General features: G+C 69.4%; 17 protein-coding genes and 1 tRNA gene. 5 read left to right on the forward strand and 13 right to left on the reverse strand.

What is annotated here, in order from left to right:
- A partial coding sequence (locus tag WBP48_RS14745; protein WP_424441508.1) for an ArgP/LysG family DNA-binding transcriptional regulator occupies positions 1 to 681 on the reverse strand: 681 nt, incomplete at its 3' end.
- 69 nt (positions 682 to 750) lie between these two features.
- Between WBP48_RS14745 and WBP48_RS14750 the strand changes: the two genes are divergently transcribed.
- Genes WBP48_RS14750 through WBP48_RS14765 form a run of 4 tightly spaced genes read left to right on the forward strand, consistent with a single transcriptional unit; the run spans position 751 to position 3,656 of the window.
- Positions 751 to 1,416, forward strand: a complete 666-nt coding sequence (locus WBP48_RS14750; protein ID WP_424441509.1) for a LysE/ArgO family amino acid transporter — start codon at positions 751 to 753, stop codon at positions 1,414 to 1,416.
- Positions 1,417 to 1,451: 35 nt separating this feature from the next.
- Positions 1,452 to 1,721: an acylphosphatase gene (locus tag WBP48_RS14755; RefSeq protein ID WP_424441510.1), complete on the forward strand. Its 270-nt coding sequence runs from the start codon at positions 1,452 to 1,454 to the stop codon at positions 1,719 to 1,721.
- A 33-nt stretch (positions 1,722 to 1,754) separates the two neighbouring features.
- Entirely contained in the window at positions 1,755 to 2,219 is a 465-nt protein-coding gene (locus WBP48_RS14760) for an RpiB/LacA/LacB family sugar-phosphate isomerase (RefSeq protein ID WP_424441511.1), read from the forward strand.
- Between the two features lie 57 nt (positions 2,220 to 2,276).
- Positions 2,277 to 3,656 carry a class-II fumarase/aspartase family protein gene (locus tag WBP48_RS14765; protein ID WP_424441512.1) on the forward strand — a complete coding sequence of 460 codons (1,380 nt, stop codon included), beginning with the start codon at positions 2,277 to 2,279 and terminating at the stop codon, positions 3,654 to 3,656.
- 95 nt (positions 3,657 to 3,751) lie between these two features.
- On the opposite strand, the gene rplA is transcribed toward WBP48_RS14765, so the two are convergent.
- From rplA to gabT, 12 genes are all read right to left on the reverse strand, one after another.
- Positions 3,752 to 4,441, reverse strand: coding sequence for a 50S ribosomal protein L1 (gene rplA, locus WBP48_RS14770; RefSeq protein ID WP_424441513.1), 690 nt, complete (start codon positions 4,439 to 4,441; stop codon positions 3,752 to 3,754).
- Positions 4,442 to 4,453: 12 nt separating this feature from the next.
- A complete protein-coding gene (gene rplK / locus WBP48_RS14775; RefSeq protein WP_424441514.1) occupies positions 4,454 to 4,885 on the reverse strand; it encodes a 50S ribosomal protein L11 in 432 nt (143 codons plus the stop codon).
- A 356-nt stretch (positions 4,886 to 5,241) separates the two neighbouring features.
- Positions 5,242 to 6,312, reverse strand: coding sequence for a transcription termination/antitermination protein NusG (nusG, locus tag WBP48_RS14780; protein ID WP_424441515.1), 1,071 nt, complete (start codon positions 6,310 to 6,312; stop codon positions 5,242 to 5,244).
- A gap of 49 nt (positions 6,313 to 6,361) precedes the next feature.
- A complete protein-coding gene (secE, locus tag WBP48_RS14785) occupies positions 6,362 to 6,622 on the reverse strand; it encodes a preprotein translocase subunit SecE (RefSeq protein WP_424441516.1) in 261 nt (86 codons plus the stop codon).
- An 85-nt stretch (positions 6,623 to 6,707) separates the two neighbouring features.
- Positions 6,708 to 6,780: transfer RNA gene (locus WBP48_RS14790), tRNA-Trp, on the reverse strand.
- 128 nt (positions 6,781 to 6,908) lie between these two features.
- Positions 6,909 to 7,343, reverse strand: a complete 435-nt coding sequence (locus WBP48_RS14795; RefSeq protein ID WP_424441517.1) for a pyridoxamine 5'-phosphate oxidase family protein — start codon at positions 7,341 to 7,343, stop codon at positions 6,909 to 6,911.
- A 221-nt stretch (positions 7,344 to 7,564) separates the two neighbouring features.
- Positions 7,565 to 8,929 (reverse strand): NAD-dependent succinate-semialdehyde dehydrogenase, encoded by a 1,365-nt coding sequence (locus WBP48_RS14800; RefSeq protein WP_424441518.1) that lies wholly within the window; start codon positions 8,927 to 8,929, stop codon positions 7,565 to 7,567.
- Between the two features lie 25 nt (positions 8,930 to 8,954).
- Positions 8,955 to 10,412 carry an NAD-dependent succinate-semialdehyde dehydrogenase gene (locus WBP48_RS14805; RefSeq protein WP_424441519.1) on the reverse strand — a complete coding sequence of 486 codons (1,458 nt, stop codon included), beginning with the start codon at positions 10,410 to 10,412 and terminating at the stop codon, positions 8,955 to 8,957.
- Positions 10,409 to 11,989 (reverse strand): APC family permease, encoded by a 1,581-nt coding sequence (locus tag WBP48_RS14810; protein WP_424441520.1) that lies wholly within the window; start codon positions 11,987 to 11,989, stop codon positions 10,409 to 10,411. The genes WBP48_RS14805 and WBP48_RS14810 overlap by 4 nt, the downstream gene beginning before the upstream one ends.
- Complete coding sequence (locus tag WBP48_RS14815; protein WP_424441521.1) at positions 11,986 to 12,906, reverse strand: universal stress protein; 921 nt, start codon at positions 12,904 to 12,906, stop codon at positions 11,986 to 11,988. Before WBP48_RS14815 ends, WBP48_RS14810 begins: the two co-directional genes overlap by 4 nt.
- Entirely contained in the window at positions 12,903 to 14,264 is a 1,362-nt protein-coding gene (locus tag WBP48_RS14820; protein ID WP_424441522.1) for a flavin monoamine oxidase family protein, read from the reverse strand. The genes WBP48_RS14815 and WBP48_RS14820 overlap by 4 nt, the downstream gene beginning before the upstream one ends.
- Before the next feature lie 172 nt (positions 14,265 to 14,436).
- The gene (gabT, locus tag WBP48_RS14825; RefSeq protein WP_424441523.1) at positions 14,437 to 15,789 is read right to left on the reverse strand and encodes a 4-aminobutyrate--2-oxoglutarate transaminase; all 1,353 of its coding nucleotides are present in this window, start codon (positions 15,787 to 15,789) and stop codon (positions 14,437 to 14,439) included.
- Between the two features lie 101 nt (positions 15,790 to 15,890).
- Here gabT and WBP48_RS14830 point away from each other — a divergent pair.
- Positions 15,891 to 16,333: PucR family transcriptional regulator ligand-binding domain-containing protein (locus tag WBP48_RS14830; RefSeq protein ID WP_424441524.1), on the forward strand; the 443-nt coding region annotated here is incomplete at its 3' end.

Raw genomic sequence — 16,333 nt, forward strand, 5'->3', positions numbered from 1 at the left:
GTCATGCGATGCCGGCACTCGATGGCGCGGCGGAAGCGCGGGATCCGCCCCGCGGGCGGCAAGCCAGCGCGACTGCAGCTCGTCTCGCCGGTCGAAGTCGATGACGGGAGCCACCGCGAGCGCCTCGCCACCCGGCGCGCCCTTCCCGAACCACGCGTCCACGAACGCGGGCGTCGCGACCGCCTCGTAGACGAGCGTGCCGAGTGGGCTCACGCGGCACCCGGCGACGGGCTCGGCGCGCGACGTGACCGCGCCCATGACAGTGCCCGATTCCAGCATCGCGGCGGTGAAGTCCTGATCGTCGCGGTGCAGCTCGAAGACGACCGGATGCCGGGCGCTCACGCGCTCCAGGGGCGCGAGAAACCAGGTCGCCAGCGAGTCGGCGTTGACGGCGAGCGGAAGGCTCAGTCGGTCCCGGTCGGCACCGAGTGTCGTGATGGCCTCGTGTTCGAGGAGCGTCAGTTGCCGCGCGAAGCGGATCACGGGGTGCGCAGCCGCGGTCGGCCGCACGGGTTTGGAGCGGATCAGGAGCACGCGTCCGAGTTGCTCCTCGAGCGCCTTGATGCGCTGACTGATCGCCGACGGGGTGACGTGCAGCCGTGTGGCCGCGGCATCCAGGCTGCCCTCGTCGACGACGGCGGCGAGAGTGAGAGCGAGCTCGGCGGGAAGGCGAGATAACATAAGCACAGCTTAGGCTTCTGCAGAATCATGAACTGGACTATCGATCCGTCGACCGCCTAGCGTCGGAGGGTGACCACTGCACCCCTGACTGCTGCACTGGTCGCCGGGTTCGGCCTTGGCCTGTCGCTGATCGTGGCGATCGGAGCGCAGAATCTCTTCGTGCTACGGCAGGGCGTCCGCCGCGACCACGCGACCGCGGTCGCCGCGGTCTGCGCGATCTCGGATGCGGCCCTGATCGCGCTCGGCGTCTCCGGCGTGGGACTCGTGCTCCACGGCGCACCGTGGCTCATCACGGCCGTGCGGTGGGCGGGGTTCGTGTTCCTCGTCTGCTACGGGGTGCTCGCAGCGCGACGCGCGCTGCGCCCGTCGGGCGACGCGCTGCACGTGGCGCCGGTGGATGCCGCAGGCACCGCGCCCACCGTTGCCGCTCCGACGGCGACGCGGTCGCGGCTCGCCCCCGTGCTCGCGACATGCCTCGCGCTGACGTGGCTGAACCCCCACGTCTACCTCGATACGGTGTTCCTCCTCGGATCCGTCGCCAGCACGCACGGCGATCAGCGCTGGTGGTTCGCGGCCGGGGCTGCGGCGGCATCCTTCGCCTGGTTCTTCTCGCTCGCCCTCGGCTCGCGCTATCTCGGGCGCTGGCTTGCGACACCGCGGGCATGGCGCGTGCTCGACGGAGTCATCGCCGTCGTCATGATCGCGATCGCGGTGAGCCTCGTCTGGCCGACCTGAGTCCGTCTGGGCCGCAGCAGCGGCAGGATGGAAGCATGAAGCGTGTGCACATCGTGGTAACCGGGCAGGTGCAGGGCGTCGGATTCCGCTACACGATGCAGCTCGTCGCGGGCAATGCCGGCGCCACCGGGTGGGTGCGCAACTGTCCGGACGGCAGTGTCGAGGCCGAGGTCGAGGGGACGGATGCCGCGGTGCAGACGGTCGTCGACTGGGCCCGACGGGGGCCGCGCGGTGGTTGGGTCGCGGAATGCCGGGTGAGCGATGTGGATCCGACCGGCTCGCCCGCGTTCGAGGTGCGGCGGTGATACCGCGCCGCGACTGCGAGTAGCGTGGGGTTCATGCGCATTGCGATGGCGAATGACCATGCCGGCACGAGCCTGAAGTACGAGATCGCCGCGTGGTTGCGATCGACGGGGCACGAGGTCGTCGACTTCGGTACGTACGACGAAGAGGCCTGCGACCTTCCGGACTTCGTGTATCCGGCATCCCTCGCCGTGGCCAGCGGCGACTGCGACCGCGGGATCTTCGTCGACGGCGTCGGCTACGGATCGGCCATGATCGCCAACAAGCTGCCCGGCGTGTTCGCCGCCGTCGCTCAGGATCCGTTCTGCGCGGCCCTCGCGCGGTCCCACTCCGACACGAACGTGCTGTGCATCGGCGGCAAGATCATCGGCTCGGCGCTCGCCATGGAGGTCGCCAAGGCATGGATGAGCACCGACTGGCTCGGTGAGACCGAACCGAAGTACGCGCGCCGAGTCGCGAAGGTGGTCGAACTGGCCGAGCGCCACGTCCGTCCGCTCTGATACCGCGCGTGCGACGCCCGATGTTGGGATCCGGTCGGTCGGGTCAGGAGGTCTGACATGACGCAGCTCGACGATTCCGAGCGAGAAGCCGCGGTCGCGGACCTGTTCACGCCGCGCGCGCGGCGCCAGCGCTGGCTCGACGTCGAGGCGGCACTGGCGGGCGCAGAGGCGGATGCCGGCGTCGTACCGGCCGAGGCAGCGCAGGCCATCGCAGCTCACGCCGACTTCGATCTGATCGACGAGGACGCACTGACAGCGGCAGAGGCTGCGGCCGGTCACGTCATGGTGCCGCTCGTCGCCGCTCTCGCCGAGCTTGCGGGCCCCGAACACGGCGGTTGGGTGCACTGGGGTGCGACGACGCAGAACATCCAGCAGACCGGTGACACGATCGGCATCCGCGACGCACATCGCGTTCTCGTCGGCCGACTGGAACGCGTGCTGCGCGTGCTCGCGGACCTCGCCGAGCGCCACGCCGACACCGTGATGGCGGGCCGCACACACGGGCAGCACGCCGTGCCGATCACGTTCGGGTTCAAGGCCGCCGTGTGGGCGGACATCATGGCGCGGAATCTGCAGCGGATGCGGGAGGTCGAGCCGCGCCTGTTCGTGTCGATGACCGGCGGCGCTGCGGGCACGTTCGCCACGTTCGGCGACGTCGGTCCGCAGATCCAGCGCGGCGTCGCGGACCGGGTGGGCCTTGTGCCGATGCCGCTGCCCTCGCGCGCCGTCATCGACCACTTCGCCGAGTGGGTGAGTGCACTCGGGCTCATCGCCGCGTCGGCACAGTCGATCGCCGAGGAGGTCGTGCGGCTGATGTCGGCGGAGTTCGGCGAGGTCGAAGAGGCGCTGCCCGCGACGGATGTCGGCAGCTCGACGATGCCGCAGAAGCGCAACGCGAAGACGTCCATGGGCATCATTACGGCGGCGGCGCAGGCCCGGGCGCTCGTGCCGCTCGCGCTGGAGGCGACGATCCAGGCACACGAGGTCGACGGTGCCCGCTCGGCGATGATGGACCGGGCCGTGGAGCAGTCCGCGGTGCTCGTCGACGGCATCCTCGAGGGACTCGAGCGAGTGCTGTCGGGGCTGATCGTCCACCCGAGCCGGATGCGCGAGAACCTCACCCTCACCAGGGGATTGATCAGCGCCGAGGCGGTCATGATGCGGCTCGCCGAGCGGATCGGCAGGCAGCAGGCGCACGCCGTCGTCCATACCGCCGCGGTTCGATCGGCGACGTCGGGCGAGTTGTTCGCCGACGTGCTCGCCGCTGATCCCGCCGTCGCCGACCGCCTCACGGCCGAGGAGATCCGGGTGCTCCTCGACCCGCGCGAGCACGTCGGCCTCAGCGCGCGATTGGCCCGCGAGACCGCCGATCGGGTCCGCGCCGCGGCGGACCGCGTAGACGGCGGGGCGGGTGCTGCGAAAGTCTCGCCTCCCTGAGCGGGGTTTTCTCACCCCCACGGCGCGGCCCTCGGCATCCCCACCCAAGCAGAAGACCCCCGACCAGCAGGCCGGGGGTCTTCTCGCGAAATGCGTCAGGCGATGGAGGCGACGTCCAGCGGGATGCCGGGGCCGAACGTCGTCGACATGGCGCCCTTCTGGATGTAGCGGCCCTTCGAGCTCGACGGCTTCAGGCGCACGATCTCCTCGAGCGCGGCCTTGAAGTTCTCGTCCAGCTGCTCGGCCGTGAACGAGGCCTTGCCGACGACGAAATGCACATTGGCGTGCTTGTCGACGCGGAACTCGATCTTGCCGCCCTTGATCTCCTCCACGGCCTTGGCCGGGTTGGGGGTCACCGTGCCGGTCTTCGGGTTCGGCATGAGGCCACGGGGACCGAGGACCTTGCCGAGCCGGCCGACCTGGCCCATGAGCTCGGGCGTGGCGACGGCCGCGTCGAACGCGGTCCAGCCGTCGGCGACCTTCGCGATGAGCTCGGCGCCGCCGACCTCGTCCGCTCCGGCCGCGATGGCGGCTTCGGCGGCGGGACCGGTCGCGAAGACGATGACGCGGGCGGTCTTGCCGGTGCCGTGCGGCAGGATGACCGTGCCGCGGACCATCTGGTCCGCCTTGCGCGGGTCGACCGCGAGCTTGAGGGCGACCTCGACGGTGGAGTCGAACTTCTTGGAGCCGGTCTCCTTGGCGAGGCCGACGGCCTCGGTGGACGTGTAGAACTTGTCGCGGTCGATCTTCGCCGCGGCGGCTTCGTAAACCTTGGACTTAGCCATGTGTCGTTCCCCTCAGTCCTCAACCGTGATGCCCATGGAGCGGGCGGTGCCGGCGATGATCAGCGAGGCGGCCTCGATGTCGTTCGCGTTCAGGTCGGGCTGCTTGGTCTCGGCGATCTGGCGGACCTGCTCCTTCGTGAGCTTGCCCACCTTGGTCGTCAGCGGGTTGGCCGCACCCTTGCCGACGCCTGCGGCCTTCTTGATGAGCTCTGCCGCCGGCGGGGTCTTGAGGACGAACGTGAAGCTCCGGTCCTCGTAGACGGTGATCTCCACCGGGATGACGTTGCCGCGCTGCGACTCGGTCGCGGCGTTGTACGCCTTGCAGAACTCCATGATGTTGACGCCGTGCTGACCGAGCGCGGGCCCGATCGGCGGCGCCGGGTTGGCGGCGCCGGCGTTGATCTGGAGCTTGATCAGGCCGGTCACCTTCTTCTTCGGTGCCATTGCTTTCCTTTCGTCGAGCGTCACCCGAACCTGTCGGGCGGCGCGCTGCCACGGCTCGGCCGTGCGCCGAGTGTGGTGGTGGATGGGTCGCGTCCATGGACGCAACCGCTCAAGTCTACCGGATGCCGTCACCCTCGGCATCCGCCCCGGCGCGCCCACACCCGCACTCACGCGACTTGCCGAGTTCGGTCGTCTCGCGCTCGCGGACGCGACCAATCACGGCAAGTCGGGTGAACTCCGACTGGCGACTTGCCGGATTCTGTCGCTTCACGTCGCGGAATACGACCAATCGAGGCAAGTCGAGTGTGTGCACGCGCGCAGGCGGCGACGGCGGACCGCTCCCGACCGGCTGGGACCTATTGCTTGGTGACCTGGTCGAACGACAGCTCGACCGGGGTCTCGCGCTCGAAGAGCGAGACGAGCACGGTGAGCTTGCCGCTCTCGGGCTTGATCTCGCTGATCGTGCCCGGAAGGCCCGCGAACGAGCCCTCCTTGATCGTGATGGTCTCGCCGATCTCGAAGTCGACCTCGGTGACGACCGAGCGTGTCTGCGTCGCGGAGCCCTTGGCCGCGGCACCCTTGGCCGGCGCGGTCTCGGTGACCTGCACGAGGGACTTCAGCATGTTGAAGGCCTCTTCGAAGCGCAGCGGCGTCGGGTTGTGCGCGTTGCCGACGAAGCCGGTCACACCGGGGGTGTGACGCACGACTGACCAGGTGTCCTCGTTGAGCTCCATGCGCACGAGCACGTAGCCGGGGATCCGGACGCGCGTGACCATCTTGCGCTGACCGTTCTTGATCTCGACGACGTCCTCCATCGGGACCTCGACCTGGTAGATGTCCTCTTCGACCTCGAGCGAGTTCTTGCGCTGCTCGATGTTGGCCTTGACCTTGCGCTCGAAGCCCGCGTACGAGTGGATGACATACCACTTACCCGGCAGCTCCCGCAGGTCGGCGCGGAACGCGTCGTACGGGTCCTCGGGGGTCTCGTCCACGATCTCCGCCGCCACGGCGACGTCGGCGACGAAGTCCTCGTCCAGTTCTGGTGCGTCGTCTTCGCCGTTCACGTCGGGGCCGTCGTAGGGCGCGACCTCGTCAGCGGCCTCGGCGGCGCGATCGGCCTCCTCCTCCGCGAGGGAGTCGGTCAGCACCTCCGCGGCGGCCTGGGCCTCCGCGGCCTCGTCGATCTCCAGTGCGTCGTTCACGATGGCGTCTGCCTCCGGGTCTTCGATCTCGATGTCATCCAGGTCCGTGTCCTCGTCGGCATCCGCGTCTGTGTCGTCGCCGACGACGTGGATGGCGAGGTGCTCGGCGGGAGCGGACGAACGCTCCTCCGCCGCCAGGACATTGCCTTCCTGCGCTTCGTCGTCCTCGCTGGACTGCTCGGCGGCGGTCGCCCAATCGGCGTCGTCGGTGTACTTCTCAGGCACGTAGATTCTCTTCCATCGGGGGTCGTGCGGTCACAGCTGCGTCGCGCGCTTAGTTCGGAACGCCGAAGACGGCCTGCACCACCCAGGTGAAGAGCAGGTCGAGGCCGTAAACGAGCGCCATCATCACGACGACGAATCCCAGGACCACCGCCGTGAACTTCACCAGCTCCTGGCGGGTCGGGGTGACGACCTTGCGGAGTTCGGCGAAGACCTGGCGGATGAAGAGGGCGATCCGCTGGAAGAAGTTCAGCTTCTTCTCGCGGGGCGTACCGCCTGCGACGACCTCGCCGCGCGCCTCTTCCTGAACCATGCACCCACCCGTGTAACTGACTTGGACTTGCTTCCGCGCCACCATGTGCTGGCGCGCGCTGTGTGTCAACTTTCATGCTGACGCGCAGGGCGGACAGGAATCGAACCTGCAACCTGCGGTTTTGGAGACCGCTGCTCTGCCAATTGAGCTACCGCCCTAGAGATCCGGAGACCTCGCGGGTCAGAAGCCGCATTCCCATGCACCGCGGCCACGCGGGCACGGCAAAAGAATGCAGACTTCAACTGCACCGTCCAGTGTACGTCATGGCCCCTGGACGCGCGAACCGTCAGTAGTCCTGCACCCCGTAGCGGTCGGGCTCCTCGCCCCGCTGAATGTCGCGGCCCGACAGCGAGGATGCGACGATCCGCACGTAGTTGTACTTGAGCGTGGGGATCCACGGCTTCAACGGCAGCTCGTCGGCCGCGCGCACCTCCTCGGGCGTGTCGAGCCGTTGCGCCGTGCCGCGCAGCACGACGCTCCACGCGTCGGTGTCGGTGTACTCATCGACCTCGAAGAGCACCTGCTCGTTGATCGTCAACTCGGTCAGCTTGCTGCCCTCGGCAGTGCGGAAAACGATGCTCTCATTGTCGACCGTGTAGTTCACCGGGAAGACATCGAGCACGTCCCCCACGTGCGTCACAAGGCGGCCGAGCTCTTGTTCGGCCAAGCGATCCCAGCATTCGTCGTCAGTGAGCAGGCGGACGGCATCGGTGTTGTCCATGTCCCCATCCTTCCCCTCCGAGCCGCAACACGCCAGTGCCGGATGCCGGTACAAAGCGGTTGTGAGCCGGTTGCGGTGGTCTCGATACACCGCGCCCTGACGGGCGCGGCACTCGACCACCGGGGCAGGGCGGCGGGGTCACACATCGTCGCCACGAGACACAGAATGCGACCACATGCGACCCCACCAGCGGGGCACGCCACCGTGGCAGGGCAGCGGGGTCAGCCGGCGGTGCGGATGAGCTTCTTGTTGACGAACTCGTCGGCGGCGAGCAGCCCCATCTCGCGGCCGGTGCCACTGCGCTTGACGCCGCCGAACGGCAGCTCGGGCGAATCGGCGAGCACGAGGTTGACGTAGACCATGCCGGCATCGATCCGGTCGGCGATGCGCTCCGCCTGCGCGGGGTCGGTCGTGAACACGTACGACCCCAGCCCGAACTCGGTGCCGTTGGCCACCTCGATCGCCTCGTCCTCGCCACTGACTCGGTAGACGACTCCGACCGGGCCGAAGAACTCCTCGCGGTACGCGTCCATCGCCGGGGTCACCCCCGTGAGCACCGTCCCGGGGAAGTACGCGCCGTCGCGCGTGCCGCCGGTCACGAGGGTCGCGCCCTGGGCCACCGCCCGGTCGACCTGCTCCTGCAGGCGCTCCGCCGCCGCAAGGGACGACAGCGGGCCGAGCACGGTGTCGTCCGCGAACGGGTCGCCCACCTTCGCCTCCGACAGCGCAGCGACGAAACGCTCCAGGAATCCGTCGTACAGGTCGTCGGAGATGATGAAGCGCTTGGCGGCGTTGCAGGACTGCCCGTTGTTGTCGAGGCGCGCGTCGACGGCCGCCTGCACCGTGGCGTCCAGGTCGGGCGTCGAGAGCAGGATGAACGGGTCCGAGCCGCCGAGCTCGAGCACGACCTTCTTGAGGTTGCGCCCCGCGACCTCGGCGACCGCCGCGCCCGCGCGCTCCGAGCCGGTCACCGAGACACCGTGCACACGACGGTCGGCGATGACGGCGGCTGCCTGCTCGTTCGTCAGCCGCACGTCGGCATACGCGCCCTCAGGGAAGCCCGCGTCGGCATACATCTCGGCGATCGCGGCCGCCGACTCGGGGCACTGCGGCGCGTGCTTGAGCAGGATCGTGTTGCCGAGCGCGAGGTTGGGCGCCGCGAAGCGCGCGACCTGGTAGTACGGGAAGTTCCACGGCATGATCCCGAGCAGCACCCCGAGCGGCGCCCGCCGGATGACCGCGGTGCCCTCCGCGAGGATCGGAAGGGGTGTGTCGCCGGTGATCTCGTCGATGTGGTCGGCGTAGAACTCGGTGATGTCGGCGGCGAAGTCCACCTCGCCCTCGGCGGCCGCCAGGGGCTTGCCCATCTCGCGCACGATGATCGCGGCGAGCTCGTCGCGACGCTCACGATGCAGCTCGGCGACCCGCCGCAGCAGCTCGGCGCGCTCGGCCGGGGTCGAGGTGCGCGCCCAGCCACGGGCCGCGGCGTCGGCGGCCGCGACGGCCGCTTGGACCTCGGCATCCGTCGCCGTCGGATAGGTGGCAAGGGTCTCACCGGTAGCGGGGTTCACCACTGCGTAAGTCATCGTTCTCCTCCAGATCGAACCCGCGTCAGTCCGCGGGGATGAGCGTGTACTTCGTCGACAGGAACTCGTGGATGCCTTCGAGCCCGCCCTCGCGGCCGACACCCGACTGCTTGACGCCGCCGAAGGGCGCGGCGGCGTTCGAGACGACCCCCGCGTTCAGGCCCATCATGCCGGTTTCGAGGCGGTCGATCATCCGGTGCCCGCGCGCGAGGTCACGCGTGAACACGTACGAGACGAGCCCGTACTCGGTGTCGTTGGCGAGGCGCACCGCCTCGTCCTCGTCCTCGAAGGTCGCGATGGCGAGGACGGGTCCGAAGATCTCCTCACGAAGGATGCTGCTGCCCGCCGCCACGCCCGAGATCACCGTCGGGGCGAAGAACGTGCCGGGTCCTTCGATCGGCGCGCCGCCTGCGAGCACGGTCGCGCCGCGCGCGACGGCATCCGTCACGAGCGCCTCGGTGCCCTCGACGGCCTTGCGGTCGATGAGCGGTCCGATCTGCACGCCGTCCTCGGTGCCGCGGCCCACGCGCATCGCGGCGACGCGCTCCGTGACCCGGCGCGCGAACTCGCCTGCGACGGAGCGGTGCACGATGAAGCGGTTCGACGCCGTGCAGGCCTGGCCGATGTTGCGGAACTTCGCGAGCATCGCGCCGTCGACGGCCTTGTCGAGGTCGGCGTCGTCGAACACGACGAACGGGGCGTTGCCGCCGAGCTCCATCGACACGCGCAGCACGCCCTCGGCCGCCTGCGCGATGAGCTTCTTGCCGACGGGCGTCGAGCCAGTGAACGAGAGCTTCCGCAGCCGCGGGTCAGCGATGATCGGGCCCGACAGGGCGGCGGAGTGCGTCGTCGTGACGACGTTGACCACCCCGGCGGGCAGGCCCGCCTCTTCGAGCAGCGCGACGAACGCGAGCGTCGTCAGCGGCGTGAGCTCGGCGGGTTTGACGACGACGGTGCACCCGGCGGCGAGCGCGGGCGCGATCTTGCGGGTCGCCATCGCGAGCGGGAAGTTCCACGGCGTGATGAAGAAGCACGGACCGACCGGGCGCTGGCTGATCACCATGCGCCCCGTCCCCTCGGGGTTCAGCCCGTAGCGGCCCGAGATGCGCACCGCTTCCTCGCTGAACCAGCGCAGGAACTCGCCGCCGTAGGTCACCTCTCCGCGTGCCTCGGGGAGGGGCTTGCCCATCTCGAGCGTCATGAGCAGCGCGAACTCGTCGGCCCGCGCCATCAACAGGTCGAACGCGCGGCGCAGGATGTCGCTGCGGGTCCGCGGCGGCGTCGCAGCCCACTCCTGTTGCGCGGCGACCGCGGCATCCAGCGCCCGGATGCCGTCTTCGGGCGTCGCGTCGGCGATCTCGACGAGCGTCTCGCCCGTCGCGGGGTCGATCACCGGGAAGGCCCCGGCGCCGCCGTCGGTCCAGCTCCCGGCGATGAACAGGCCACGGGGCACCTTGTCGAGCAGTTCCTTCTCCGAGATCATTGCCGCGCCGCCTCGCGCAGTCTCCGGATGCTGGGCGGAGCGTCGACCGCGAGGGTCTCGCCCCGGAAGAATGCCGGACGTTTGATCGATTGCCAGATCATGATGACGATGCCGATCCCGATGACGGCGACACCGAGGATGAACACCAGTCCCACACCCGCGATGTTCGACCCGCTGCCGTAGTCCGGGTTGGTGCTGTCTACGAGTGTCATGACGAACAGTGCGACGAGGATCGAGCCTCCGACGAGCGGGAACAGCAGCGTGAACAGGAACGAGCGCACCGAGTCGAACCACTGCTTGCGGAAGTACCAGACGCACGCAAAGGCCGTGATGCCGTAGTAGAAGCAGATCATCATTCCGAGCGCGGTGATGGTGTCCCACAGGGCATCTTCGCTGACGAAGCGCATCACGGCGTAGAAGGCGGACGCCACGATCGAGGCGGCGACCGTCGCGTACCCGGGCGTGAAGAACCGCGGGCTGACCTTGGCGAACTGCGGCGGCAGCGCGCCGTAGTGACCCATCGCGAGCAGGGTCCGTGCGGGCGAGACGAAGGTCGACTGCAGCGAGGACGCCGAGCTCGTCAGCACGGCGAGCGAGACGAGGAACGCGAGGGGGCCCAGCACCGGGCCGGAGAGATAGAAGAACACGTTCGACTGGATGTCGGGATTGCCGAGCCCGAGTTCGCCCTCGCCGATGCCCGCGAACGAGAGGAGTGAGACCGACAGCAGCAGGTAGAGGGCGACGATCGTGAGCACCGTGAGGGTTGCGGCGCGCCCGGGCGTCTTCTCGGGGTTGCGCGTCTCCTCGTTCATCGTGAGGGTGACGTCCCACCCCCAGAAGATGAAGATCGACAGTGAGAGGCCCGCGACGACGGCGGCGACCGAGCCGACGGCGAACGGATTGAACCACGACAGCTCGACGGGGCTCGGATCGAACGCGGCGCCGGCATCCCCCTGCGAGACGTGCACGAACGCGGTGATCGAGAAGGCCAGCAGCACGAGCACCTGGAAGGTGACGAGGACGTACTGCAGCTTCTGCGTCGTCTGCATGTCGCGGTACGAGACGAGGGTCGCGCCCAGCATGAACAACAGACAAACCGCGACGTTGATGAACGGGTTGAATGCGAGCTCCGCGATCGTGCCGGGGTTGCCGGCGAGCTGATCGATCAGCAGGAACAGGAACTCCACGGCGATGCCGGCGAGGTTCGAGAGCACGAGGATCGTCGCGGCCACGAGGCCCCAGCCGGCCATCCAGCCGATCCAGGGGCCGAAGGCGCGCGCGGCCCACGTGAAGGAGGTGCCCGAGTCCGGCATGGAGCGGTTGAGCTCGCGGTAGCCGAACGCGACGAGCAGCATCGGGATGAAGCCGACGAGGATGATCGCCGGCACCTGGAACCCGACTTCCGACACCGTCGGGCCCAGGGCCGCGGTCAGGGTGTACGCGGGGGCGATGCAGGAGATGCCGATGACGACGGCGCCGATCAGGCCCACCGTCCCGGCGCTCAGGCCCTTGCCGGACAGTCCGCCGGCGTCGCCACCGGAGGTGGGGGCCAGGGGAGCGGCTTCGGGTGCACTCATTGCTCTTGCTCCTTCATCGGGGTGGAACCTGTCTCGGTGGAACCGGCGGTGGAGCGAGTACGGGGGACGACGATCACCGGGACGGTGATCTCACGGAGCATCTTCGCGGCGGTGGAGCCGAGGAACAGCCTGCGCGGCTGCGCGAGCCGGCTCGATCCGACGAGCACCACCTCGCCGGGACGCCAGTCGAGGTACGAGACCGCCTCCTCGATGCTGTCACCGGCGGCGACGACGACATCGGTGGACAGTCCGGAAGGAAGCTCGGCCTGGGCGGCGGCGAGCACGTCGTCCGCCCTCGTCGTGCTCGCGATGCGGATCGCCCCGGGATCGGCGTTCGCCGGAAGATCGACCGGCAGCAGCGACAGCAGGCGCACCGGGATGCCGACCGTGTGCGCGAGCTCGGCGGCCTCGGTGATGAGGGCGTCGGCGCCGGGGCGGACGCCGATCGCGACCGTGACCCGGGAGATGCCCGTCTCGGGCGCGACCTTGCGGGCGCCGCGCGGCACCAGCACCACCGGGACGTCGGAGAAGTGCAGCAGCTCGGTCGTCGTGGAGCCCAGGCGATGCTGCCCGCGCGAAGCGCCGTCGGCGGCGCCCACCACGATGTACGAGGCAGCGAGTTCGCCCGCGACCGTGACGAGGCCCTCGGCGAAGGACTCCGCGGTGCGCACGTGCGCGTGGGCGATGACCTCGGCGGGGATGCGGTCGATCGCGCGGGCGATCCATTGTTGCGCCTGCGCATGCAGGTAGCGGTCGTACGAGGCATCGGGCGGCGTGATGACGCTGCGGTCGGGACTCGGCAGGATGGTCGCGACATCCAACACGGCATCCGTCGCGGCGGCCAGGCGCGCGGCGAACGCGACGGCATCCCGCCCCTGCTTGGTCGCGGTGTATCCCACGACGATGTGACCGGTCATGTGTGCAACTCCTCGATGATCTGCCCGGCGACGAGGCGGCCCATGCGGATCGCGCCGTCGACGTGCTGGTAGCCCGCGCCCGCGAGGTCGCTGCAGGCGAAGCCGATCGGCCCGACAGGGGTGCGCAGGTCGGCGCCGTAGCGGTGCAGTCCCCCCAGGTCGAAGGATGCCGCGTACGCGCCCCGCGTCCACTCCTCGCTCCCCCAGTCGCTCTCGTAGTAGACGACCGGGTTCTTCGCCTCGGGGCCGTAGTAGTGGCTCAGCGACTCGAGGATGCGCTCCTTGCGCTCGTCGGCGCTGACGCGGAACAGGTCGTCGGCGAGGCGATCGGAGACGAACCCGACGAGCGTGCCGCGCTCGTCGCCGTGGTTGGTGTTGTCGTACGCCTCGTGCGAGATCTCGTACGGGCTGAACGCCGTGCCGGACAGGCCCTGCTCGCGCCAGAACGGGCGGTCGTAGACGGCATGCACCTTGATGACGAAGCCCATCGACAGGTGCTGATGCATCTGGTGCTGCAGCCTGGGCAGCGGCGGGACGAACGAGATGCGGTGGTACAGCACGGGCGCGAGCGCGAGGATCGCGCGGCGCGCGTGGACCGTGACACCCTCGGCGATGGCCGTGACGCCGGCATCCGAATACTCCAGCGTCCGCACCGGCTGCCCCAGGAACACGTCGTCGCCGAGCCGCTCGGCCAGCAGCAGCGGCACCTGCTGCAGACCGCCGACGACGCGCTTGTCGAGGATGAAGTCGGCATCCACGAGATGAGAGTAGCTCCCGGCGGATGCCGCCATCAGCAGCGACTGCAGCAGCGAGAACGCGTGGGTGGGCTTGGTGAGCATCGCGGGCCCGGTCGGGAAGGCGAGGTTGCGGATCGCCTCGTCGTCGTCGGTCTGCTGGCGCAGCCACGCGTCCCACGAGATCGCGTCCCACTCCGCCGCGTTCGGGTGCGCCCACGGCCGGTCGGGATCGACCTCTGCGACCATCGCGTCGAGGCGAGCGGTGACCTCGGCGATGATCCGCTCGGTGGACTCGCTCACCGGGAACACCTCGCCCGTGAAGCGGTGCGCGACGCCGTCGGGGCCGATGTAGACGCTGTCGCCCTCGCGGTAGCGCTCGAAGGTCTCGAGCCCCAGCTCGTCGATGGTCTCGATGAGGGCATCCTGGTCGGGCGAGACCCACTGCCCGCCGATCTCCAGCATCGCCCCGTCGATCGTGTCGGTCCACAGGCGCCCGCCGACGCGGTCGCGCGCCTCGAGCACGGCGACCGACAGTCCGGCCTTCTTCAACTCGTTCGCCGCGGTCAGTCCCGCGGCCCCGGCGCCGACGATGACGACGTCGCGCGTGATCTCGGTGGTCATTCGCCCGGTTCCTTTCGGTCTTGACGCCGAGTGCGCCCGTTTGCGTCGAGTGTGCCCGTCGGATGCCGTCTCGAAGCGGCGCGGTCGGTCACAACGGGCACGGTCAGCGCAGCTTCTCTGTGGCGCTGCCGCGCCGTGGGGTGAGAAAGTCTGCCTCGGGGATGCGAGACGTTCACGTTAGCTCTGCCAGCGCGGCGGCCACGACGTCCAGGCCCTCGGCGAGCAGATCGTCGCCGATCGTGAGCGGCGGCAGAAAGCGGATGACGTTGCCGTACGTGCCGCACGTGAGCACGATGACGCCGGCCGCGATCGCCGTCTTCGCGATCGCCGACGTGAGTGCGGCATCGGGAGCCTTGGTCTCGGGGTCTACGAACTCGATCGCGACCATCGCGCCATGACCGCGGACCTCGCCGATGCGCGGATCGCTGCTTTGCAGCGCTTCGAGGCGCGTGCGCAGGAGCTGCCCGATCCGTTGCGCGTGCTCCAGCATCCCCTCGTTCTCGAACGCGTCGATCGCCGCGACGGCTGCAGCGCACGCGACGGGGTTGCCGCCGTAGGTGCCGCCGAGGCCGCCGGCATGCGTGGCGTCCATGATCTCGGCGCGGCCGGTCACGGCGGCCAGCGGCATCCCCCCGGCGATGCCCTTGGCCGTCGTGATCAGGTCGGGCACGATGCCGAACAGTTCGCTCGCGAACATCGCGCCGGTGCGCGCGAAGCCGGTCTGCACCTCGTCGGCGATGAACACGACACCGTTCGCGCGGCACCACTCCACGATGGCCGGGAGGAAGCCGTCGGCGGGGACGATGAATCCGCCCTCGCCCTGGATCGGCTCGATGAGGACGGCCGCCAGGTTCTCGGCCCCGATCTGCTTCTCGATGAGCGAGATCGTCTTCGCCGCCGCCTCGGGTCCGGTGAGCCCGTCGCGGAACGGGTACGACGCGGGCGCGCGGTACACCTCGGAGGCGAAGGGACCGAAGCCACTCTTGTAGGGCATCGACTTGGCGGTGAGCGCCATCGTGAGGTTCGTGCGGCCGTGGTAGGCGTGGTCGAACGCGACGACGGCGGGACGGCCGGTGTACCTGCGGGCGATCTTGACGGCGTTCTCGACCGCCTCGGCGCCCGAGTTGAAGAGGGCGGACTTCTTGACGTGGTCGCCGGGGGTGAGCCGGTTGAGCTTCTCGGCGACGGCGACGTAGGACTCGTACGGCGAGATCATGAAGCACGTGTGGGTCATCTGGGCGACGGCATCCTGCACCGCCGCGACGACGGCGGGATGCGCGTTGCCGACGCTCGTGACGGCGATACCGCTGCCCAGGTCGATGAGCGAATTGCCGTCGGCATCCACCACGACGCCGCCGCCGGCGGCGACCGCCTCGATCGGCACGGTGTGGCTGACCCCCGCCGCGACGGCGGCGGCCTTGCGCACCAGGAACTCCTGCGAGCGCGGGCCCGGGATCGGGGTGACGAGGCGGCGTTCCTGCGCGAGGGCGGGGCCGCCGACGATGGTGTGGTCGATCACGGTCATGTCGGGATCGTACGAGGTCAGGATGCCGAGATGCACTCGCTGTCGTGTACATTTTCTGGCTGGCGACGTACGCCGTGTACATCCATTCTTCTCGGAGCCCAATGACCGATCCCCAGCCGACGCTGCGCGCACTGCTCGCCCGGCGCGACCTGCGATTGCGGCTGGCCTCAGACGAGGCCGCCCTGCCGCCGCGGGCCCTCGACGCGCCGCTGCGGTGGGTGCACAGCTCCGACCTCGCCGACCCGACGCCCTTCCTCGCCGACGACCTGCTGCTGCTGACGACCGGGACGCAGTTCGTGACGGAGGCGGGCGCTTGGGCCAGGGTCGGCGCCAGCGCAGAAGACGATCCGGCTCCCTATCGCGCCTACGTCGCGCGACTGCGCGCGCGTGGAGTGCGCGGACTGGGCTTCGGCACCGAGGTGGTGCGCGACGGCATCCCGCCCGCCCTCGAAGCCGCCTGCCGCGACCAGGGGATGCCGCTGTTCGAGGTCCCGTACCGCACGCCGTTCATCGCGCTCGCGCGCGCGAACGCCGAGGCCATCGC

This window comes from Microbacterium sp., from assembly GCF_049661145.1.
Classification (GTDB): domain Bacteria; phylum Actinomycetota; class Actinomycetes; order Actinomycetales; family Microbacteriaceae; genus Microbacterium.